Genomic DNA, 21,898 nt, shown 5'->3' with positions numbered 1-21,898 from the left:
AACCTCCTATTTAACCAGCAAATGTTGGCGATCCAACACGTTAGTAATGTGTCTAAACCAGTGATCGGAAATACGAGCCTTGTCCTCTTTCCACTCTATGTAACCTCGGCTTTGAAAATAACGCAATGTGCCAATAACTTCAGAGATAGTAAGTTGGGTGCAGTCGGACACATCCTCAGGAGAAGCCGCTTCCAGTTGAACGATGGAGCGTAGTATGGCCAACATCGGTTTTGGCATTTTATCGAGTTCTTCGGATTCAGGAGCATGAAAGAGGCGGACTACTACGGCATCGGTGTCTTTATTTCGTCGTAGTGAGAACCTAAAGAAACGCAAAGCAACCGTCGGGTTGCCATCGGAGTAATGCCACAAAATACGGTAGAAACCTTGTTTCGCTCGATCTTCTTCAGACTCACTATCGTTATCCCATTGCTTAGGCACAACAAGACCTTCAAAGCCAACCTTATGCTCGGGGCCTTGGTTAATTCGGCTATCTAACAAAGCGCCAATTTGCTCTTCTGACCATTTAGGAAGAAATGCAACCCAATCGAAAAGCAGACGCTCACCTCTGGCTCTATCAACAAATCGCCAACTAGCCTTCTCAATGGAAAACACCGCTCTATGGCTCTTTTTGGAACGACGCAGTAAATTGGTAAAGCGGATGAGATCGTTGAGTCCGCCCACCTTGGGCTTTACGAGTCTTTGGCAGTTATCAATTGCGATAAGATAATTGGTATTGCTTTTACGCAAATGACTGAGGATTTTCATTTCGCTTGCGTCTTCTTCCAATCCAATGCTTACAGCAAAGTGAATTAATAGCTGGTTATAACCTGCTAGAGGGCAGTTTACATAAACTGGCTCAGCGTTTTTTACTTTATGCAATACCTGCTTCAGAAGCCTAGTTGCCCCAACACCTCGTTCGCCAGTGATGACGCATATAGCAGGGCTATTGGTGAGCAGGTATTTTGACAGTTGTTGAAATTCATCTTTGGCATATTCTACTAAAGGACTGAAATCATCGCCGGGTAGGACATAATCAAACGCAGAATCTCCTTTAATTCGAACTAGGTTACTGTCTGCACTGCTACCGGTTTGTTTTGCGACCTCTATTTTAAATAGGTAGGTGAGTCCCTGATTGAATACCGTATATTGAGATAAGAGCCCAATAAGGCGGTTTTTAAGGTGATGCAGTGCAATCCATAACGTCGCGAGTGAGGTGGCGATGAGGCCGACTATAAATATATCTTTTTTACTTGTCGCCCATGTCACCCATAGTGGCTTCTCGGAGATCTTCTCTAACGAACTAAAAACAGTATCTTTCCACATTACGATTACCGTGATGGTAATCAACGCGAACCACAAAGAAAAAAAGCTCGATATCCAGTAATAAATTGTTCCTTTGCCAAGAGTTTGAGCCGCTATTTGCAATACAAGACCCGCAACGATAAAGCTCCAAACGTAACGTCTAACAGTGGAAAGTCGTAGTGCGACGATCTCTTTACTGGTCGCGAAGCTATTGCGATGAACAAACTCCAAAATAAAGGAGATCGCAATAGAGCCTCCAAGTATCCACCAAGTAAATAACTCTAGATATGACAGTTGAGATAACGCTTCGATGCTACTAAGAACACGTAAAGAGACGGTAATAGCGATCAACCAAGCAATTGCTATACTTGCACGACCAAGATACCAGATAAATCGAACCCAAATCGGTGGCTTGCCTACCACAGATGCAACATGCGATTTTAGTTGATCAAATAATCGCCTTTGATTAGTCAGCCACCACATTAGAACGCAATAAATAAAGAATACCTGGATACCTACCCAAATAACGGGGACAGGGGAGATAAATATCTCCGTCACCAGGGTCTTCAAACTTCTTAACTGAAAGAAGATAAAGTATTCGGCGTTCAGAGTGGTAATACGCCACTCTTGTTTAAACTGAGTTACGCCATCTGGACCGAACCCGGTGAGTTGATCGAATGTCTTGTCTGAGGCGAGTTCTAACAAAGTTTGTTTACTATGGCTCAAACTGTTAAGTGTGAGATATTGCGTTTCAACGTCAAACCAATGTTCGTCAGTTACATCATCGCGAAACACCGCAAGTGCTTCATCGTAAGACAAGATTTCACGATCTTGTTGATCTAACGTATAAGCGAGTAGACGTCTTACCTTATTGTTGTCTTGAGGCGTTAAGAATAACTTCGCAGGTAACGCAGCGATTTCAGTAGCCAGTGATTGGGCGTCTTCAGAGGAGACAGGATTATCGTCATCTTGGTAATCCCATCGTGCAGAGGCTGGAAAGCTAAGGCAAAGCGTTAACACTGCTATCCAGAGAGATTTATTGATCATTATTAGCACACCACTGTTCGTAACTAGTTGTAACTATTTAAATTCTTAATTTAGTGTAGTTAGCGTCGCCACACTCTGCACGTGACAGCCGATAAAAAGATAGAGAATATTGCTTCACAGCTAAAAAGATGCACGTCTAGTCACCAGAATCCTACGCATCAATAGGCCGGGAATGCAGTTGTCACTTGCATCTGAAGGCAAGAGACTGTAGGGTTGCGCAGTTTTGTTTAATCTCAAAGGTAACGCTTGTGCTATCAACCGCAAATATCACTCAACAGTTTGGTGCTAAACCACTGTTTGAAAACATTTCTATCAAGTTTGGCGAAGGTAACCGTTATGGTCTGATCGGCGCGAATGGCTGTGGTAAGTCTACATTCATGAAAATCTTGAGCGGCGAGTTGGAGCCAACAAGCGGTAACGTTTCTTACGACCCTAACGAGCGAGTAGCAAAACTAAACCAGGACCAATTCGCCTATGAAGAGTTCACGGTTGTAGACACTGTTATTATGGGTCACAAAGAACTTTGGGCCATCAAGCAAGAACGTGACCGTATTTATTCTTTAGCTGAAATGAGCGAAGAAGATGGGATGAAAGTTGCGGACCTTGAAGTTCAATTTGCTGAGCTTGATGGTTATATGGCGGAAGCAAAAGCAGGAGAACTGCTACTTGCGGTTGGTATTCCTGAAGAACAACACTTTGGATTAATGAGTGAAGTTGCTCCAGGTTGGAAGCTGCGTGTTCTATTGGCGCAAGTGCTGTTTGCAGACCCGCACATCATGCTACTTGACGAACCAACCAACAACCTGGATATGGATACGATTCGTTGGCTAGAGCAGGTACTTAACCAACGTAATTGCACCATGATTATCATTTCGCACGACCGTCACTTCTTAAACAGCGTGTGTACACATATGGCTGATTTGGATTACGGTGAGTTACGTGTTTATCCGGGTAACTATGATGAATACATGTTTGCTGCTACACAAGCTCGTGAACGTCTGTTAGCTGATAACGCTAAGAAGAAAGCACAAATTGCTGATTTACAAACGTTCGTTTCTCGTTTCTCAGCTAACGCATCGAAAGCGAAGCAAGCAACTTCTCGTGCTAAGCAAATCGATAAGATTCAGTTAGAAGAAGTGAAAGCGTCAAGCCGTCAAAACCCATTTATCCGCTTTGATCAAGAGAAAGAGCTGTTCAGAAATGCTTTGAACGTGGAAAACCTATCTAATGGTTTTGAAGAGGTATTGTGGTCTGACTTTAACGCTATCTTTGAAGTTGGCGAGCGTGTTGCAATCATCGGTGAGAATGGTGTAGGTAAAACAACGCTACTTAATACATTAGCCGGTGAACTTGAACCGAAAACGGGTGAGTTTAAATGGTCAGAAAATGCCAATATCGGTTACTACGCCCAAGACCATGCTCATGATTTTGAAGAAGACATGAACCTGACTGATTGGATGGGGCAGTGGCGCCAAGAAGGCGATGATGAACAAGTGGTACGTAGTTTCTTAGGACGTATGTTGTTTGGCCAAGATGACATTAAAAAGTCAGTAAAAGTGCTGTCTGGTGGTGAGCAAGGTCGTATGTTACTCGGTAAACTTATGATGCATAAGCCAAACATGCTTCTGATGGATGAACCAACTAACCATATGGATATGGAGTCTATCGAGTCATTGAACTTAGCATTAGAAAACTATAAAGGTACGCTGTTTTTCGTATCACATGACCGTCAGTTTGTATCGTCAATCGCGACACGTATTCTCGAAATCAAAGACAACAAGATCTCGGATTTCAAAGGCACATACGAAGAGTTCTTGAAAGCTCGCGGTGTTTAATCATCTAGAGTACTAACCTCAGAGTCGCTATTCCTAAGTAAAACAGGAACATTTTATAGCGACATTCGAACCAAACAAAAAGGAGTCCTAGGACTCCTTTTTTAATACCTCAAGCAACTATTGTGCTTGCTCACCTTTTACATCAAACTCAATCTTCTCCGCTCCAGTAAACACTTGGAAGCGTAATCCCTTAGCTCGAGCAATGGTGGTAATACCAAATTGTTTAGCAAGGTCTAAGCCCATTTGAGTTACGCCAGAGCGAGATAACAGGACTGGAATACCCATCTGTGCCACTTTGATAACCATCTCTGAGGTCAAACGTCCTGTGGTGTAGAAAATCTTATCCTCACCAGTTTCTTGATTAATCCACATTTCACCAGCGAGTGTGTCTACGGCATTGTGTCGACCAACATCTTCAACGAAAGACAGTACTTTATCTTGTTGACAGATAGCACACCCGTGAACGGCCCCCGCTTTTTTGTAGGTGTCGTTGTAGTGTGCAAGTGCTTCAAGAGTCGCGTAGATTTGCGACTGCTTTAGAGGCGTTTGCGGAACTTGATAACCTTCGAGCTGTTTCATCACATTGCCGTACATGGTGCCTTGACCACAACCTGAAGTGACGGTTTTTTTCTTCAACGCTTCATCGAGGAAGTCGGTGTTTTCTTTAGTAATGACGGCAGCAGAGTGAGTTTCCCAGTCGATGATCAATGATTCAATGGCATCAGGGTCAGACAAGAAACCTTGGTTTTTCAGATACCCCAGAACTAATGAATCTGGTCTTGAGCCAAGAGTCATAAGCGTGACGATCTCTTTCCAGTTCAACATGACGGTGAGAGGTCGTTCACAGGCAATCTGTTTGGTTAGCTTTTCTCCATATTCGTCATAGACATCGACTTCAATGGTCTGTAGGGGATTTTCGCTTGTTCTAATAATGTTGGGTTTAACCACGCGTTTATCCTTTTTGTTGGTCGCTAGCATGAGGCTATTGGCTTGATTATTGCTAAGATTGATTAAGTAAGCAAATACCAAACGCTAAAATTAGGGACATGAAATGCATCCAGAATCACCTGAATCCATTCCTAACCAAGATTCTTTGGTAGACGGTCTGATTGTCGAGAAAAACGAGCATCAATGGCCGCTACAAATCGAACTTTCCATCGTTGAAAAACAAGTGGGTCGCTGGACGACAACACAGCGAGAACTCGATGGATTTAAATTAGAAGTTACAGATATCAGCAAGCCTCATGCCACTTTGGAGCTTTATCGCGACGAGCGTACTGATTACCGATTTAACTTGAGCTCGCAAAATCCAATGTTGTTCGTTGTTTTAGATTCACATGAGGAAACCAGTTTAACGCCAATTATGGTTACGGCTTCACAAGCAGTTGCTGGCTCATTTATGGACGGTGATTATCTTGTGTTGTCAAAACCAATACCATTACCCATTCAAGCTTGGATGGAAGCTTTCATAGGTCGTCATGGAGAGTTATTGGAAGTGAGACGTAAAAAGCGTAAAGGAGCGGGGCGTTCAAGTGGCCAGTAGTTTTCTATCACGTTGGTCGCAGCGCAAGCTCGACGAGAATAAAGACGAATTAGAGCTCGACGCATTGCCAGAAAGCAATGAAGCTGATGCGGTCGCTGAGGGTAACGTAGAGTCAGAAGTTGAGCGAGAGCAAGCAGAACATGAAGAGTGCAGTTCGGAAGGTGAAAAGTCACTCGATTCTGAGGTTCCTGAGAAACCCGAAGAGCTTTCAGTCTCTCAATTACTGGCTAATCCAGAGGTAGATAAAGCTGTCAAAAAGGCAGCACTGCGTAAGATGTTCATGAGTCCTGAATATAATGTTGTAGATGGACTCAACGATTATGACCATGATTATTCAGCGGTAAAACCGTTGGCGTCTGATGTGGCTGAAACATTGCGTGGCTGGATAAAAAATGTGGCGGATGAGACAGAGCCTGAAGAACCAGTTGCTTCAGCTCAACCTGAACAAGGCCACAAAGACATCGAAACTGAAGGGCAGGATGATATAAAGAAGTCTGAGGCGGATGCAGATTATTTCGACAACCAAGGTTTTGATGACCACGAACCAAATGACAAGGCTTCGTAATCAATTGATTATGAGACAAAATTTACCACACAAAATATAGGTACATTTTGTCTCATAATATTTTCTCACCAAATGAGACATTTTGTCTCACGCGACATTTCTCCCTAATTTTCCCGATGGTATTTAAGCTAATTTACTAATAAATCAGTAAATTTGGCTTTTGTATGAGTTGGAACAGATATTGCAAGCAGTGATATATGGTTCATATAAAACCAATAGCTATGGAGCGTCAAGACTCCTGCACTGGAAGCAAGCAATGATAAAACAACTATTACAACAATCGACGACTCAAAATGGGCGCGCCAGAAGTTTCGCGTTTGAAAATACCGTTGAATTGTCGAATCTCATACCACCTACCGTGAGTTATGAAAGTCACGGTGATACATTAATCGTTGGTCCTACTGCCATCATAACAAGTACCGCTGAGCAGCTGTCAACCATGCATTCAGTCACTTTGTTATCGACGGATGGAGAGCCATCGGACAACGGTAATCTCTATTACGCCGATAGTATCGAAATTTCCGGGTTTCTCGGAACCTTCAGTGTCCACATTCAAAATAATCAATCAGCGGTTAATCTTGCTGAAGTCTCTATTGGCCGTGATGTGTTTGATGTGGTTCTGGACTTATCTCTGAATGGCTGTATGTCGGAAGAAGTGCCTGTCCCGGGTTATTATCCAGTGGGGCGCGGGTATCCTAAACTTGCTGACGCTCTGGAGGAAATACCAGGGCTAATGGGTACGTTCGATAAGCCAAAGTTCTTTCGACTTAATACGGATTTGTGCGCGCATAGCTCTCGAGGCGTAAAAGGCTGCGAGCGTTGCGTGGATGCCTGTCCAGCAGGTGCATTAAGTAGTGAAGGTAATGATAAGATCGGCCATAAGATCGAAATTAACCCTTACCTATGCCAAGGCGTTGGAACTTGTGCAACCGCTTGTCCAACCGAAGCCATTCACTATGCGCTGCCAACCCCACAGGAGACGCAGAAGTTTATCGAACGAACACTCGCTAACTACCATAACCAAGGTGGGGAGAAAGCGATTGTCCTTATCTGCAGCTCTCGCCACGAGTCTTACAACGTTATGGCCTTGAATGTCCTTCCTGACAATGTAATTCCCGTTGTTGTCGAAGAATTACCTTCTGTGGGTATCGATACTTGGTTTGCAGCCTTGGTAAATGGCGCAACACAAGTGCTATTTGCTGCTAGTAAGCATATGCCAGAAACGATTCAAACGGTGTTAAATCGCGAAGTGGGTATGGCTCAGCAACTACTTGATAGTTTGGGTTTGGCCCGTGAAACCATCGACATTCTTTATCTTGAGTCTTTAAGAGAAGGGCTTCCGACTCTTACTGAAGAAGACCTTGGTCTTAGACTCGGTGATATTCAAGGTGATAAAAGGGCGCGTTTGTACCACGCTCTTGATGCCTTAGTAGAACAGCGCCAAGTCGAACAGAGCATCTTGCCACTACCAACGACCGCACCATACGGCACTGTAGAGTGTGCCACAGACAAATGTACGTTATGTATGGCCTGTGTGGCCGTGTGCCCAACAAAAGCATTACACAACGATGGTGATCGACCAGCCTTAGACTTTATAGAGCAAGATTGTATTCAGTGTGGCATGTGTGAAAAAGCCTGTCCTGAATCTGCTCTGTCGTTGACCCAACGTATCAATTGGGACAGTGAATCCCGCCGCTCAGCTGTGGCGCTTCATGAAGAAAAAGCGGCCGAATGCCTGCGTTGCGGTAAACCATTTGCACCTCAATCCATGATAACCATGCTACAAGAAAAGTTACGCGGTCACTCGCATTTTGATAATGAAGAATCATTAAGACGTATTGCTATGTGTGAAGACTGCCGAGTGGTCGATGTGTTTGAAAGCATGGCAGAAAACCCATCTGAGCAACTGAAATACTAGGAAGAAATGTCAATGGATAACGAATACAACGAGCTTAGAAGTGACATTTATTTACTTATCTCAACGCTTTGTCGTGGAGCACCAGAACGTGAAACGATCGATTTTCTATCATCCTTAGAAATCGAAGTTGGGATCAATCAAATGACCGCGGCTTGGGAACTGCTTTCTAAAGCCGCTCAAAAAGCTGAAGTCAGTGCTCTAGAAGATGAATATCAAGATTTGTTTATAGGAGTAGGAAGAGGTGAGGTTGTCCCTTTCGCCTCTTGGCACCTGACAGGTTCTTTGATGGAGAAGCCTTTAGCACTAATTAGACACGACCTAAATCAACTGGGTTTGGAGCGAGATGAATCCGTCAAAGAGCCGGAAGATCATATCTCAGCAATCAGTGAAGTGATGGCGTATTTGATCAGTCAAAACCAAGAAGAGCAAGCGAAGACGTTTTTCAATAAGCACCTTTCTCCTTGGTATCAAGATTTGTGTAGACAGATAGATTGCGCAAAAAGTGCGCAGTTTTACCGAGCTGTTTCTACACTTATGGAAGCGTTTTTCGATGTGGAGCAGGTGAAATATGCTGAAAGCATAAGCTCTACGCAGACGAAAATGAAGATAGACGTTAAGAACATAACCACGAAGTAATGTCCGCGAACTAGAGATGCCATCTCACGGATAGGCATCCACTCAGGGAGCAATATATGAGCAAAGCAAAACAAAACGGCGAACAGCCACAACTTAATGAAGGTCGCAGAAATCTCTTAAAGGGATTGACGACAGCGGCTGTAGCCGGAGCCGTAATTTCTGGCACTGCGAAAGCAGCAACAAATACTGAACTTGTTGATGTTAAGCAGGATGACCAAGACAAAAGTGGTTATCGTGAAACGCAACACGTCAAAGACTATTACGACACACTCTAGGAGCATCTCATGAAATTGACCAAACGCTCCGAGAGCGTCAGCAAAAATGAAAACAAGTTAGGTCTAAGCCGCCGAGCTTTCATGCGTAATTCATCCATTGCAGCTGGTGGTTTAGCAGCAGGTGCCTACACGTTTGCGCCAGGAATGATTAAAAAAGCTGAAGCGAAAGAAGTGCCAATCGATGCGAAAACAGAAGTAAAACGTACTATCTGTTCTCACTGCTCGGTAGGTTGCGGTGTATACGCAGAAGTTCAAAATGGCGTTTGGACCGGTCAAGAACCAGCTTTTGATCACCCTTTTAACGCCGGCGGTCACTGTGCGAAAGGCGCTGCTTTGCGTGAGCACGGACATGGCGAACGTCGTCTAAAATACCCAATGGTTTTGGAAGGCGGTAAGTGGAAAAAGCTCTCTTGGGAAGAGGCTATCGAACAGATTGGTAACAAGGTCCTTGAGATCCGCAAAGAGTCGGGCCCTGACTCGGTTTATTGGTTGGGCAGTGCCAAGCACAACAATGAACAAGCCTATATGTTCAGAAAGATGGCATCGCTTTGGGGTACGAATAACGTCGACCACCAAGCCCGTATTTGTCACTCTACAACTGTATCGGGTGTTGCAAACACTTGGGGTTACGGTGCGATGACGAACTCTTTCAATGACATGCATAACTGTAAATCCATGCTGTTCATTGGTTCTAATCCAGCTGAAGCACACCCTGTTGCAATGCAGCACATTCTGATCGCCAAAGAAAAGAATGGATGTAAGATTGTGGTTGCGGATCCTCGTCGAACCCGAACGGCTGCAAAATCTGATCATTATTGCTCACTGCGTCCGGGTACCGACGTAGCGTTCATCTGGGGTATTTTGTGGCATGTCTTTGAGAACAACTGGGAAGACAAAGAGTTTATTCGCCAACGTGTATTTGGTATGGACGAAATCCGTACGGAAGTCGCGAAATGGAATCCAAAAGAAGTCGAACGTGTAACAGGTGTGAGTGAAGCAGATGTCTACAAAGCTGCGAAGATCCTGTCTGAAAACCGTCCAGGAAGCATCATTTGGTGTATGGGTGGTACTCAACATACGACGGGTAACAACAATACTCGTGCTTACTGTGTTCTGGAGTTAGCGTTAGGTAATATCGGCCGTTCTGGCGGTGGTGCCAATATCTTCCGTGGTCACGATAACGTTCAAGGTGCAACAGACCTTGGTGTGCTATCTCATACGCTACCTGGCTATTACGGTCTAGCAGACGGCTCATGGAAACACTGGGCTAAAGTATGGGATGTTGACTACGAGTGGATCAAAGAACGTTTTGACCAAAACGAATATCGCGGCAAGAAACCGATGAACAACATGGGTATTCCTGTTTCTCGTTGGATTGATGGTGTTCTTGAAAACAAAGACAACATCGAGCAAAACGATAATATTCGCGCAATGTTCTACTGGGGTCATGCGGTTAACTCGCAAACTCGTGGTGTTGAGATGCAAAAAGCAATGCAAAAACTCGACATGATGGTTATTGTTGACCCATATCCAACACACGCTGCGGTTATGAATAACCGTACTGATGGCGTGTATCTTCTGCCAGCAACGACTCAGTTTGAAACTCACGGTTCAGTAACAGCATCAAACCGTTCACTTCAGTGGCGTGACCAAGTCATTGAACCTCTGTTCGACTCCAAACCTGACCATGAGATCATGTACCTTCTGACTAAGAAGCTTGGTTTTGAACAGCAGTTATTCAAGAACATTAAAGTCGAAAATAACCAGCCAAACATTGAAGACATTACACGTGAATTCAACAAAGGCATGTGGACCATTGGCTATACCGGTCAAAGCCCAGAGCGTTTGAAACTGCATCAACAAAACTGGCATACGTTCCACAAAACCTCATTGGAAGCCGAAGGCGGTCCTATCAATGGTGAAACCTACGGCCTTCCATGGCCATGTTGGGGTACACCTGAGATGAAACACCCAGGTACTCATATTCTTTATGATACTTCGAAACCTGTGGCGCAAGGTGGTGGTAACTTCCGTGCTCGCTTTGGTGTGGAATTCGAAGGTAAGAGCTTGCTTGCGGAAGACAGCTACTCGCTAGGCTGTGAACTTGAGGATGGCTATCCAGAGTTCAGCGACAAGCTCATTAAACAATTGGGTTGGTGGGGCGATCTAACACCAGAAGAGCAAGCCGCTGCAGAAGGCAAGAACTGGAAGACCGACCTATCAGGTGGTATCCAGCGCGTCGCGATTAAGCATGGTTGTATGCCATTTGGTAATGCTAAAGCTCGTACAATTGTCTGGACGTTCCCTGACCGTGTTCCCTTACACCGAGAGCCGCTTTATACGCCAAGACGTGATCTAGTTGTTGACTACCCAACATGGGATGACAGTGAATCAATCTACCGTCTACCAACCATGTATAAGTCGATTCAGGATCAGGACAAATCCGGAGAGTACCCAATCGTACTGACTTCTGGGCGTCTGGTTGAATACGAAGGTGGTGGTGAAGAAACGCGTTCAAATCCTTGGCTAGCTGAACTACAACGTGAAATGTTTGTTGAGGTTAACCCTAAAGATGCCAATGACATCGGTTTTAAAGATGGTGACATGGTATGGGTTGAAGGTGCAGAGAAAGGACGAATCAAAGTCAAGGCGATGGTGACACCTCGTGTGAAACCAGGTTTGGCGTTTATTCCTTTCCACTTCGGCGGTAAGTTCCAAGGTGAAGATCTTCGTTCTAAATACCCAGAAGGTTGTGACCCTTACGTCATAGGTGAAGCAGCGAATACTGCAACAACCTATGGTTATGATCCGGTGACTCAGATGCAAGAAACTAAAGTCACTCTCTGTAACATCACGAAAGCGTAAGGAGTCATAAAATGGCTAGAATGAAATTCCTATGTGACACCAAGCGTTGTATTGAATGTAACGGCTGTGTCACTGCATGTAAAAACGAAAACGATGATGCACTTGAGTGGGGCATCCAACGTAGACGCGTTGTAACATTAAACGACGGCCTACCTGGTGAAAACTCGATTTCGGTTGCTTGTATGCACTGTACAGACGCGCCATGTATGGCGGTGTGTCCAGCAGACTGTTTTGAGCATACTGAAGATGGCATCGTACTTCATAATAAAGACCTTTGTATCGGTTGTGGTTATTGCTTATTTGCGTGTCCATTTGGTGCACCGCAATTCCCTAAACAAGCAGCATTTGGTGAGCGCGGTAAGATGGACAAATGTACATTCTGCGCTGGCGGTCCTGAAACAGAAGACAACTCTGAAGAGGAACGCGCAAAATACGGAGCTAACCGTATAGCTGAAGGTAAGCTGCCAATGTGTGCTGAATTGTGCTCAACAAAAGCATTGTTAGCGGGTGACGCAGAAAAAGTGTCTGATATTTTCCGTCAACGTGTTGTAGAGCGCGGTGCTAAGAATGCAGGCTGGACTGACGGTAATGATCTGGCTTACGACGCAACGAAAAGCTAATGGAGAGCTCTATGCCTATTTTGTTTAAAGAACAAGGTTTGCTTAGAAAATTGGCTCTCTCACTGCTGCCTTTATTGGCAGCAGTGATGCTTGTACTGTCGTTTGGAGTAAGAGCAGAAGAGAGTAAAAGCAATCAAGTCGTTAGAGGTGAGATGACGCAACTCGCGGGTGCGGATTATTGGCGTTATGTGAAAGAAGGGGTGGAAGGTACAACAACGTCTGCTTCTCCTGAACATGGGGTTTTAATCAGTACGCCTGGTGAGACATGGTACATTTTGAAAGAAAAATGGATGTCTCCAGCCGGAGCTGTAGCTATCTTTGGAAGTATTACCTTGGTGATGCTTGCCTATTTTATTGGTGGGCCAATGAAGCTGTCTGGTGTAAGAACCGGCAGAAAGCTCCAAAGATGGAGTCGTATGGATAGAGCGCTTCATTGGAGTATGGCTTTTGTCTTCTTAACTCTCGCGTTCAGCGGTCTTATGTTGGTCTATGGTAAGCATTTTATGAAGCCTTATGTGCCTACTGATCTATGGGGTTGGACCGTATACACAGCCAAACAGTACCACAATTATATGGGGCCAGTTTTCCTTGTACTTCTCGTTGCGCTACTTATCAAATGGTGGAGTAAATCTATTTTCACCAAGGTGGATATGCAATGGTTTATGAAACTAGGTGGAATGGCGGGTAAGCACAAAGGTAGTCATCCATCTGCCGGATTTTCCAATGGCGGTGAGAAAATACTCTTTTGGATGCTGATTATTGTTGGTGCGATAGTTGCGGCTAGTGGTTTGATTCTAGATTTCCCTATCTTCGGTCAAACACGTCGAGACATGGAGTGGTCAAACCTAATCCATATGCTTGCGGCATTGATTCTAATCTGTGGCTTTATATTCCACATCTATATCGGCCTATTCGGTATGGAGGGAGCACTCGAAGGTATGGTAACCGGTGAAGTTGATGAAACGTGGGCGAAAGAGCACCATGATCTCTGGTATGAGGAAGTGAAACATGAACTGGACAACCCCAAACCTGAGTCAGAGAAGTCACCACCAAATGTCGATACTAAAACAAGTAGCGACCTGAGCTAAGGAGAGAACTAAGACATGCACCAACAACATAAAGGTATTTGGATAGCTTACATTCTTAGCCTCTTTACACCGTTTACTTTGTTACTGTCTGGCGTGATTGCCATCATTTATGCAGGTTACCGTTTAGACAAAGGTGAAGATTGCGAAGTAGTAAACTCTCACTATTATGGTTTAATTCGTACGTTCTTTTTAAACCTAACTTTCTTTGTTGTTTTAATCGTAACGGTAGCAACATCGAACGGGGTATTAAAAGGTGTGACTAACTACTGGTACAAAGCCAGTTGGATAGACCAAATTGCAAATATCATTCCTTACATTGGGATGTTATTTGCCGCTGTCGCGATTGTTATGTGGATCATTCGCATGTTCATGGGAATGAGCAAGCTGAATCAAAATATCGCGATGACATTTGGTAATAACGAACAGCCTATACAACACTTACCATAACGTCGAAAAGCTCCTTTTTAAGGAGCTTTTCTTTTATCCCCCATTTCTTGCTTTAACAAAATTGCTACATAGTAGTGCGTACCATTTTGGTGCTATTTCACTATATTGGTGCGATTTTAAAGCTCGTGCTTCCTACCTTACTGACTAGAAAATATGTATTTATCCAGATATTCAATGACTTAGTCGTTATTTTGTGTTTGGACAATAAGTGGAATGCTAATTGCCTTATACAACGTTCGATTTTAGCGCTCCCTATTTTGGTGTGCTTAAAGGAATAAGAAGCACAGATATTGTGCATTACATGGATTGAATCGTTGCAAAGGAGTAATTAGTACATGACCACTTCGGTAGAGCAGGTACATGGAGCCGTACAAACACTAACGCAAAGCTCAGACACACTATTTTTACTATTGGGCGCCATCATGGTGTTTTTAATGCACGCAGGCTTTGCGTTCCTAGAAGTGGGAACCGTTCGCCATAAAAACCAAGTAAACGCTTTGGTAAAGATACTCGCCGATTTTGGTGTCTCGGCAATCGCGTACTTTTTTATCGGTTATTGGGTTGCATACGGGGGCACTTTCTTTGCAGATGCGGAGACATTGTCACAAGGCAACGGATACGAGCTAGTGAAGTTCTTTTTCTTACTGACATTTGCCGCAGCAATCCCAGCCATTGTTTCTGGTGGTATTGCTGAGCGGGCTCGTTTTTACCCAATTCTTCTTGCCACTTTTTTCACGGTTGGTATCGTCTATCCATTATTCGAAGGTATGATTTGGAACGGTAACTTCGGATTTCAAAACTGGTTAGAACAGAGCTTTGGCGCCGGATTTCATGACTTTGCTGGTTCAGTTGTTGTACATGGCGTCGGTGGTTGGATCGCGCTGGTCGCGGTTATCTTTTTAGGAATGCGCAAAGGACGAGTTCGTGCAGGCAAGCATACTAACTTTGCACCTTCTAACATTCCTTTTTTAGCATTAGGTGCTTGGATTCTTAGTGTTGGCTGGTTTGGCTTTAACGTCATGTCAGCGCAAACTTTGGAAGGCATCAGTGGCCTTGTTGCTATGAACTCGCTGATGGCGATGGTGGGCGGTATCTTGGCGTCACTAATTGTCGGAAGAAATGACCCTGGCTTTATCCACAATGGTCCGTTAGCTGGTTTAGTGGCTATCTGTGCAGGTTCCGATTTGATGCATCCAATTGGCGCACTAGTTACTGGTTCAGTTGCAGGAGCATTGTTTGTTTGGGTGTTCACCTACTTACAGAATAAAACTAAGATCGACGATGTATTAGGCGTGTGGCCTTTGCATGGGCTTTGCGGTGTATGGGGTGGTATTGCTGCTGGGATATTTGGACAGCAAGCTTTGGGCGGGTTAGGGGGCGTTAGTTTCGCTTCTCAGCTTATTGGCACGGTCGCGGGCGTAGTCGTTGCGGTAATCGGTGCAGGTATAGTATATGGCATTCTGGATAAAGTCGCCGGGTTACGACTTTCTGAAGAAGATGAATTTAACGGAGCTGATCTGGCGATCCACAGAATATCCGCCACTAACGAAGACTAAGTACCTAAGAGCACCCGAAGAAATACTTGGGTGCTCATCATATTCCAACTATCTAACTTACTGAATCTAAGTAAATTTAGACTATGGTCTAATCCCCAAAACTACTGTTGTTATTGCTTCCGTGTTACTCTTATTAAAACAACGATAAGTCAGCACAAGGAGTGTTTATGAAGTTTCCCTATAAAAATGTTGTCGTTTTAACCGGGGCAGGTATTTCGGCAGAATCAGGAATACAGACTTTTCGTGCACAAGATGGACTTTGGGAAAATCATCGCATCGAAGATGTAGCGACCCCTGAAGGATTTGCGAGAAACCCAGAGTTAGTCCAAAGCTTCTACAATCAACGACGTCAGAAGCTTCAACAAACCGATATCCGACCTAATGCGGCTCATATTGCTCTTGGGGAGCTAGAAAGGCAGTTAGAGGGGACAGTAACGGTTATCACACAAAACATCGATAACCTTCATGAGCGTGGCGGCAGTGAGAATATCATCCATATGCACGGAGAGTTGCTTCGTGCTCGCTGCTCTGAGTCTGGACAGGTCGTCGAAATGGTCAATGACATCGAGACGGGTGATCTATGCCATTGTTGCCAGATTCCATCTCAAATGCGCCCTCATATAGTTTGGTTTGGCGAAATGCCGTTAAAAATGGGTGATATCTATGCGGCATTAGAAAAAGCAGACTTGTTCATATCTATAGGAACCTCTGGGGTAGTTTATCCTGCAGCAGGTTTTGTCCATGACGCAAAAATGCATGGCGCGCATACGATTGAAATTAACTTAGAACCTAGTGCGGTTCAAAGTGAGTTTGAAGAGAAGCGCTATGGCAAGGCAAGCATAGAAGTGCCAAAACTCGTCAGAGAGATTTTAGCGTTACAGACCGAGGATAAGGCGGCTTCATAAGGTCATCGATTGTCGACTTACATAAAAATAGCCCTCGTACTTGAGGGCTATTTTATTATTCATTGAAATAACTGTGCTTAGTTGTCTACTTTTAGCTTTTGGAAGTACTCTTCGTACAGCGCACCAGCTTCGCCAACTTCATCTTGCCATGTACCTGAATCCATCACTTCTTGTGGTGGGAACACGTTTGGATCGTTAGCAAACTCTTTAGGAAGTAGAGGATAAGCCGTCTTAACTGGAGTCGGATAGCCAATCTCTAAAGCAATTTTCGCTGCATTTTCTGGACGCAATAAGAAGTCGATCATCTTGTGTGCAGCATCAACGTTTTTGGCACCTGAAGGGATAGCAAGACTGTCCATCCAGAAAATTGCACCTTTCTCCGGCCAAACAATATCAATTGACGCGCCTTCTTGACGGGCCATGTACGCAGAACCGTTCCACAGCATGCCAAGTGACACTTCACCAGCAAGGTACGGGTTAGCAGGGAAATCAGAGTTAAACACCAAAACGTTTGGTACTAGCTTTCTTAGTTCTTCGTACGCTGCTTTGATTTCGTCTGGATTTGTAGTATTCGGTGAATAACCTAATTTAGTCAATGCAATATGGAATACTTCACGAGAGTCATCCATCATCATCAACTGGCCTTCCCACTGAGGATCCCAAAGGTCATCCCAAGAGCTTACTGCTGATTTATCAAGCATGTCAGTATTGATACCAATACCGGTTGCACCCCAGATATAAGGGATTGAGTATTTGTTATCTGGATCAAAAGGTTTGTCTAAATAATTAGGATCCAAATCTTTGAAGTGAGTAAGTTTTTCTTTATCAATCTCTTGAAGCATGCCTTCTTTACGCATCTTAGACACGAAGTAGGTCGATGGTACGACAAGATCGTAACCTGAACCTTGGGTCTTTAGCTTAGCGTACATGCTTTCGTTGGATTCATAAGTAGAGTAGATGACTTTGATACCAGTTTCTTTGGTAAAGTCTTCTAGTACTTCGCTAGGAATGTATTCAGACCAGTTGTAGAAGTAAAGTTCTTCGTTGGCTGCAAACGCCGGGGTAGTGAGAAGAGTCGCCGCACAAAGTGCGCCTGCATACAATTTGCTTTTCATTACTTTTCCGTTTGTATTGGTAGACAAAGAGTCTCTAGGAGACATGACAATATAGGAAAGTAGGGGTTCCTATATTACTTTGCACGCCATCATTATTTGATGCGCATCACAACATTATATCAGTCAATGATTGAATACTCTATGTAGGAATTTACAAAAATTAAACGTTTAGAATGATATAGCAGCTCAATCATGAAAAAAGGTGGCAAATGCCACCTTTTTGTCAATTTCGCTATGAGTTACTGACCAGCTTTGAGCTTCAAGAAATAATCTTCATAAACCACAGTTTTATCACCAACAGCGTCTTGCCATTCAACTCGATCTAAGTCTTCTTGAGAAGGGAATAGAGCAGGGCTGTCCTTGAACTTTTCATTCGATGCTTTAACGGCTGTTAAGTAACCAGTATCTCGAGAAATTTGTTCAGCAATTTCAGGACGCAGCAAGAAATCTATCATCTTATGAGCCGCTTCGACGTTTCTCGCTCCAGAGCTAATTGCGAAATTGTCTACCCAACCAATGCCACCTTCTTTAGGGAATACAAGCTTGATTGGAAGTCCTTCGTTTTGCGCTGCAGCGGCTGAACCGTTCCAAAGCATACCAACACCAACTTCGCCAGACATGTATGGTGCACCTGGGTTATCAGAGTTAAATACCAATACGTTTGGCATCAGTTTTTGTAATTCGGTGTACGCCTCGTCGATCTGTGCTTTATCCGTGGTGTTACCCGAGTAACCAAGTTTACGTAAAGCAATATGGAATACTTCACGAGTATCATCCATAAGCATCAATTGACCTTCTAGCTCCGGTTTCCAAAGGTCAGCCCAGCTAGTAAACTCTTCTGGGTCATACATGTCTGTATTGACCGCTAAACCTGTAATCGCAACTACGTGTGGAATAGAGTAGTCATTATTAGGGTCGTATGGCTTATCCAAGTAGTTAGAATCTAGGTTGCTGAAATTCGACAGCTTTGATTTGTCAATTTTCTGTAGCATACCTTCATCGCGCATTTTCGCTACGAAGTAGGTTGAAGGAACAACTAAGTCGTAACCCTTGTTATGCGTTTTTAGCTTTGCATATAAAGTTTCGTTCGACTCATAAGTTGAGTAGATCACTTTAATGCCAGTTTCTTTAGTAAATTGTTCTAGGATGCTGCTATTGATATACGGCCCCCAGTTCATAAATACTAATTCTTGATCATCTTTAGCACTCGCTGCTCCTGAAAGTAGAGAGAGTGCACATGCACTACCAGCTAATAAAGTAGCCCATTTTTTCATTGACGTTAGCTCCAAAACAAACGCTGCCCGAAGGCATAGATAGAAAAAGAGCAGAATGTCGACGCCATTCTGCTCCCGCAAATAAAATAGCGATTTTACTGATTTATTTCACTTTCTCTCTAGCAAGCAGTTGCGAGGCAACAACAAGAATTAGAGAGACAATTAACATAATGGTGGCCAGTGCATTCACCTCTGGCGAAATACCCACTTTTACCATTGAGTAGATCTTCAACGGTAGGATTTCGTATGTCGGGCCTGTTACAAACGAGCTGACAATAACGTCATCTAATGAAAGCGTAAATGACAACAACCAACCAGCGGCAACAGCAGGTTTAGCAAGAGGCAGGATTATCTGTTTCAGGATTGTCCATTCACCCGCACCTAAGTCTTTCGCAGCTTCAAGCATTTTTACATCGAATCCCTTTAGTCGGCTGTAAACAGTGACAACAACAAAAGGAAGACAGAATGTAATATGCGCAATTAACAAGCTAAAGAAGCCAAGTTGTGCCCCCAATACTAGGAAAATAGCCAACAATGAGATTGCCATAACAATGTCAGGAGACATCATGACAATGAACAGCAGTCCACTAACCGCACCTTTACCTTTAAACTGGTAACGGAAGAGGGCAACTGCGGTTAAGCTACCAATTATCGTAGCTGCAGTTGCAGAAAACACAGCCACATTAAGTGAATGCCATGCTGCCTGCATTAAGCTGTCGTTGTTGACTAAAGCGTGATACCACTTTGTTGTCCAACCTCCCCATTTCATACCAAATTTATTGGCATTGAACGAGTTGGCAATCAATACGATGATCGGTAGATATAAGAACGCATAAACTACCGACATAAAACTAAATCTAACTACGCGTCCCATTATTCTAGCTCCACTTTACGATTCAAGAGCTTGCCTGCTCGGTAGTAGGCGTACAACATTACTGCCATCGCAGCGGTAAGAGCGATACTCGTCGCAGCACCAAACGGCCAATCACGTGCATTCAAAATCTGACTCTTAATAACGTTACCAATTAGTAAGTTCTTCGCACCGCCAAGTAGGTCAGCGATATAGAACATACCAAGTGCTGGCAACAGAACTAGCAAGCAGCCACCAATAATGCCAGGCATAGTGAGCGGCAAAATAACTTTCGTTAGCGTTTGCCATTTGTTAGCACCTAAATCTTTTGCAGCCTCAATGTATGTGCCATCGAGTTTTTCGATTGCGGAGTAGAGCGGCAAAATCATAAATGGCAACAGAATATATACTAGGCCGATCATAACTGCTGTTTCGGTGTACATGATGCGTAGCGGTTTGTCGATAATATCTAATGCCAATAAGCTTTTGTTCAAGATACCTTGTGTACCGAGCACAATCTTCAAGCCGTAAGTACGGATCAAAGAGTTAGTCCAAAAAGGTACGATGACCAGGAACAACATAAACGGACGCCATTTCTCAGGCATCTTTGCGACGATATACGCGAACGGATAGCCAATGACTAAGCAAATCAAAGTTGCAACTATCGCCATGTAGAATGAATGGAACAACACCTTGGCATAAAGTGGGTCCAACAGTCTTGCGTAGTTGTCTAACGTAAACGTCATCTCAATGAGGTTGGCTTCGTCTCGGGTTAAGAAACTGGTGCCAATGATCATCACGTTAGGAATGAGTACAAACAGTACCAACCAGCTAACGATCAGAGTGATGATGGCGTTTTGTAAATTAAATCTCTTGCTCATCTTTTAGCACCACTTCCCAGCTCTCTACCCAAGTTACCGCCACTTTTTGACCTAACGAGTGGTCAACATCAGGATCATCTTCGTTAAAGAATTCGCTGACCATGACACGCATACCTGATTCTAGTTCGATAACTGAATCTAAAGTCATACCTTTATAAGTACGCTCTGCAACGTGACCAACGATACCTTTATTCTCAGATTCTTTAATCTCTTCAATGCGCAAATCTTCAGGACGCAAAAGAACTTGAAGCTTTTCTCCTGCTTCAAACGCTTTGTCGTAATAGACGATGCTCTCTTGACCTTCGATCTCTGCTTTGATGCGCTTGTCATCAATTCTCTCGCGAGCAATAGCGTTAAACACGTTAATTTCGCCAATGAAGCGCGCTACGAACAGGTTTTTAGGCTCTTCATAGATTTCGCGAGGCGAACCGTCTTGTTCAATCACACCATCACGCATTACGATAATACGGTCAGACATTGACAACGCTTCTTCTTGGTCGTGGGTAACGAAAATAAAGGTAATACCTAACTGACGTTGTAGCTGTTTAAGCTCGATCTGCATTTGCTTACGCAGTTTGTAATCAAGAGCAGATAACGATTCGTCGAGAAGCAATACTTTTGGTTTGTTAACAACTGCTCGAGCTATAGCGATACGCTGTTGCTGTCCACCAGATAGCTGATGCGGCTTACGTTGTGCCATCTTTTCAAGACGTACCATTTTTAGCGCTTCGAGAACACGTGGTTCAACTTCTGCGTTAGGTACTTTCTGCATGCGCAAACCAAATGCCACGTTTTCAAACACGGTCATATGAGGGAATAGGGCGTAGCTCTGAAAAACGGTGTTTACATGCCTCTGTTCAGCAGGGACGTCCGTTACATCTTGGTCAGCTAGGGTAATTCGGCCATTATCAACCGTTTCAAAACCAGCAATCATTCGAAGTACGGTAGTTTTACCACAGCCCGAAGGACCCAAAATAGTGAGAAACTCACCATGATTAACGTTTAAGTTAAGATTCGCGATGATTTCCTTACCATCGAAACTTTTACTTACACCTGATAGCTGTACTACTGGTGTTCCTACTGAATGTTTAGCGTTCAACGTCTGTTTTTCTCCACCTTGGCCGAAATTTTATAATTGGCCGGTTGCTATACACATTTAAGGCGCGCATCATAATC

19 protein-coding genes are annotated in these 21,898 nt (G+C 43.9%); 12 read left to right on the top strand and 7 right to left on the bottom strand.

The features are described from left to right. Positions 1-6: 6 nt before the first annotated feature. Positions 7-2,349: an ATP-binding protein gene (locus tag HW45_RS24750; RefSeq protein ID WP_038230567.1), complete on the bottom strand. Its 2,343-nt coding sequence runs from the start codon at positions 2,347-2,349 to the stop codon at positions 7-9. A gap of 248 nt (positions 2,350-2,597) precedes the next feature. On the opposite strand from HW45_RS24750, the gene HW45_RS24745 reads away from it, so the two are divergent. Next, a complete protein-coding gene (locus HW45_RS24745; protein ID WP_038230565.1) occupies positions 2,598-4,184 on the top strand; it encodes an ABC-F family ATPase in 1,587 nt (528 codons plus the stop codon). 117 nt (positions 4,185-4,301) lie between these two features. On the opposite strand, the gene HW45_RS24740 is transcribed toward HW45_RS24745, so the two are convergent. Next, complete coding sequence (locus HW45_RS24740; RefSeq protein ID WP_038230562.1) at positions 4,302-5,132, bottom strand: formate dehydrogenase accessory sulfurtransferase FdhD; 831 nt, start codon at positions 5,130-5,132, stop codon at positions 4,302-4,304. A gap of 103 nt (positions 5,133-5,235) precedes the next feature. Between HW45_RS24740 and HW45_RS24735 the strand changes: the two genes are divergently transcribed. From HW45_RS24735 to cobB, 11 genes are all read left to right on the top strand, one after another. Further along, positions 5,236-5,727, top strand: coding sequence for a DUF3305 domain-containing protein (locus tag HW45_RS24735; RefSeq protein ID WP_051868355.1), 492 nt, complete (start codon positions 5,236-5,238; stop codon positions 5,725-5,727). After that, positions 5,717-6,292 (top strand): DUF3306 domain-containing protein, encoded by a 576-nt coding sequence (locus HW45_RS24730; RefSeq protein WP_051868352.1) that lies wholly within the window; start codon positions 5,717-5,719, stop codon positions 6,290-6,292. The genes HW45_RS24735 and HW45_RS24730 overlap by 11 nt, the downstream gene beginning before the upstream one ends. 256 nt (positions 6,293-6,548) lie before the next feature. Beyond that, a complete protein-coding gene (locus tag HW45_RS24725; protein ID WP_038230561.1) occupies positions 6,549-8,210 on the top strand; it encodes a 4Fe-4S dicluster domain-containing protein in 1,662 nt (553 codons plus the stop codon). Between the two features lie 12 nt (positions 8,211-8,222). After that, positions 8,223-8,846, top strand: coding sequence for a TorD/DmsD family molecular chaperone (locus tag HW45_RS24720; RefSeq protein ID WP_038230559.1), 624 nt, complete (start codon positions 8,223-8,225; stop codon positions 8,844-8,846). Positions 8,847-8,902: 56 nt separating this feature from the next. Beyond that, positions 8,903-9,121: a transcriptional initiation protein Tat gene (locus tag HW45_RS24715; protein ID WP_006075145.1), complete on the top strand. Its 219-nt coding sequence runs from the start codon at positions 8,903-8,905 to the stop codon at positions 9,119-9,121. A 9-nt stretch (positions 9,122-9,130) separates the two neighbouring features. Continuing rightward, the gene (locus HW45_RS24710; protein ID WP_038230557.1) at positions 9,131-11,986 is read left to right on the top strand and encodes a formate dehydrogenase subunit alpha; all 2,856 of its coding nucleotides are present in this window, start codon (positions 9,131-9,133) and stop codon (positions 11,984-11,986) included. An 11-nt stretch (positions 11,987-11,997) separates the two neighbouring features. Then, positions 11,998-12,606 (top strand): formate dehydrogenase FDH3 subunit beta, encoded by a 609-nt coding sequence (gene fdh3B / locus HW45_RS24705; protein WP_006075147.1) that lies wholly within the window; start codon positions 11,998-12,000, stop codon positions 12,604-12,606. Positions 12,607-12,617: 11 nt separating this feature from the next. Continuing rightward, positions 12,618-13,694, top strand: a complete 1,077-nt coding sequence (locus HW45_RS24700) for a formate dehydrogenase subunit gamma (protein WP_038230674.1) — start codon at positions 12,618-12,620, stop codon at positions 13,692-13,694. A gap of 15 nt (positions 13,695-13,709) precedes the next feature. After that, positions 13,710-14,141: a membrane protein gene (locus HW45_RS24695; protein WP_038230555.1), complete on the top strand. Its 432-nt coding sequence runs from the start codon at positions 13,710-13,712 to the stop codon at positions 14,139-14,141. Between the two features lie 335 nt (positions 14,142-14,476). Beyond that, positions 14,477-15,697, top strand: a complete 1,221-nt coding sequence (locus tag HW45_RS24690; protein ID WP_038230553.1) for an ammonium transporter — start codon at positions 14,477-14,479, stop codon at positions 15,695-15,697. A 167-nt stretch (positions 15,698-15,864) separates the two neighbouring features. Then, on the top strand, positions 15,865-16,602 hold the full coding sequence (gene cobB, locus HW45_RS24685; protein ID WP_038230551.1) for a Sir2 family NAD+-dependent deacetylase: 738 nt from the start codon (positions 15,865-15,867) through the stop codon (positions 16,600-16,602). Positions 16,603-16,679: 77 nt separating this feature from the next. Here cobB and HW45_RS24680 read toward each other — a convergent pair whose 3' ends face one another. The 5 genes from HW45_RS24680 to potA all read right to left on the bottom strand — a co-directional run bounded on the left by HW45_RS24680 (position 16,680) and on the right by potA (position 21,821). Then, entirely contained in the window at positions 16,680-17,717 is a 1,038-nt protein-coding gene (locus HW45_RS24680) for an extracellular solute-binding protein (protein WP_006075152.1), read from the bottom strand. Between the two features lie 239 nt (positions 17,718-17,956). Then, positions 17,957-18,991 carry an extracellular solute-binding protein gene (locus HW45_RS24675; RefSeq protein ID WP_006075153.1) on the bottom strand — a complete coding sequence of 345 codons (1,035 nt, stop codon included), beginning with the start codon at positions 18,989-18,991 and terminating at the stop codon, positions 17,957-17,959. A 103-nt stretch (positions 18,992-19,094) separates the two neighbouring features. Continuing rightward, positions 19,095-19,865 (bottom strand): spermidine/putrescine ABC transporter permease PotC, encoded by a 771-nt coding sequence (gene potC, locus HW45_RS24670; protein WP_006075154.1) that lies wholly within the window; start codon positions 19,863-19,865, stop codon positions 19,095-19,097. Continuing rightward, complete coding sequence (gene potB, locus HW45_RS24665; RefSeq protein WP_006075155.1) at positions 19,865-20,722, bottom strand: spermidine/putrescine ABC transporter permease PotB; 858 nt, start codon at positions 20,720-20,722, stop codon at positions 19,865-19,867. The genes potC and potB overlap by 1 nt, the downstream gene beginning before the upstream one ends. Next, positions 20,706-21,821, bottom strand: coding sequence for a spermidine/putrescine ABC transporter ATP-binding protein PotA (gene potA / locus HW45_RS24660; RefSeq protein ID WP_038230549.1), 1,116 nt, complete (start codon positions 21,819-21,821; stop codon positions 20,706-20,708). The genes potB and potA overlap by 17 nt, the downstream gene beginning before the upstream one ends. Positions 21,822-21,898: the final 77 nt, after the last annotated feature.

Source organism: Vibrio sp. ER1A (assembly GCF_000733315.1).
Lineage (GTDB): Bacteria > Pseudomonadota > Gammaproteobacteria > Enterobacterales > Vibrionaceae > Vibrio > Vibrio mediterranei.
This window is presented reverse-complemented; position numbering and strand designations above follow the sequence as displayed.

Coding starts and splice junctions, on each gene's coding strand:
- HW45_RS24680 (WP_006075152.1), bottom strand. CDS start 17,717: ATGAAAAGCAAATTGTATGCAGGCGCACTTTGTGCGGCGACTCTTCTC.
- cobB (WP_038230551.1), top strand. CDS start 15,865: ATGAAGTTTCCCTATAAAAATGTTGTCGTTTTAACCGGGGCAGGTATT.
- HW45_RS24720 (WP_038230559.1), top strand. CDS start 8,223: ATGGATAACGAATACAACGAGCTTAGAAGTGACATTTATTTACTTATC.
- HW45_RS24710 (WP_038230557.1), top strand. CDS start 9,131: ATGAAATTGACCAAACGCTCCGAGAGCGTCAGCAAAAATGAAAACAAG.
- HW45_RS24675 (WP_006075153.1), bottom strand. CDS start 18,991: ATGAAAAAATGGGCTACTTTATTAGCTGGTAGTGCATGTGCACTCTCT.
- potB (WP_006075155.1), bottom strand. CDS start 20,722: ATGAGCAAGAGATTTAATTTACAAAACGCCATCATCACTCTGATCGTT.
- HW45_RS24690 (WP_038230553.1), top strand. CDS start 14,477: ATGACCACTTCGGTAGAGCAGGTACATGGAGCCGTACAAACACTAACG.
- HW45_RS24750 (WP_038230567.1), bottom strand. CDS start 2,349: ATGATCAATAAATCTCTCTGGATAGCAGTGTTAACGCTTTGCCTTAGC.
- HW45_RS24715 (WP_006075145.1), top strand. CDS start 8,903: ATGAGCAAAGCAAAACAAAACGGCGAACAGCCACAACTTAATGAAGGT.
- HW45_RS24700 (WP_038230674.1), top strand. CDS start 12,618: ATGCCTATTTTGTTTAAAGAACAAGGTTTGCTTAGAAAATTGGCTCTC.
- potC (WP_006075154.1), bottom strand. CDS start 19,865: ATGGGACGCGTAGTTAGATTTAGTTTTATGTCGGTAGTTTATGCGTTC.
- fdh3B (WP_006075147.1), top strand. CDS start 11,998: ATGGCTAGAATGAAATTCCTATGTGACACCAAGCGTTGTATTGAATGT.
- HW45_RS24725 (WP_038230561.1), top strand. CDS start 6,549: ATGATAAAACAACTATTACAACAATCGACGACTCAAAATGGGCGCGCC.
- HW45_RS24695 (WP_038230555.1), top strand. CDS start 13,710: ATGCACCAACAACATAAAGGTATTTGGATAGCTTACATTCTTAGCCTC.
- HW45_RS24735 (WP_051868355.1), top strand. CDS start 5,236: ATGCATCCAGAATCACCTGAATCCATTCCTAACCAAGATTCTTTGGTA.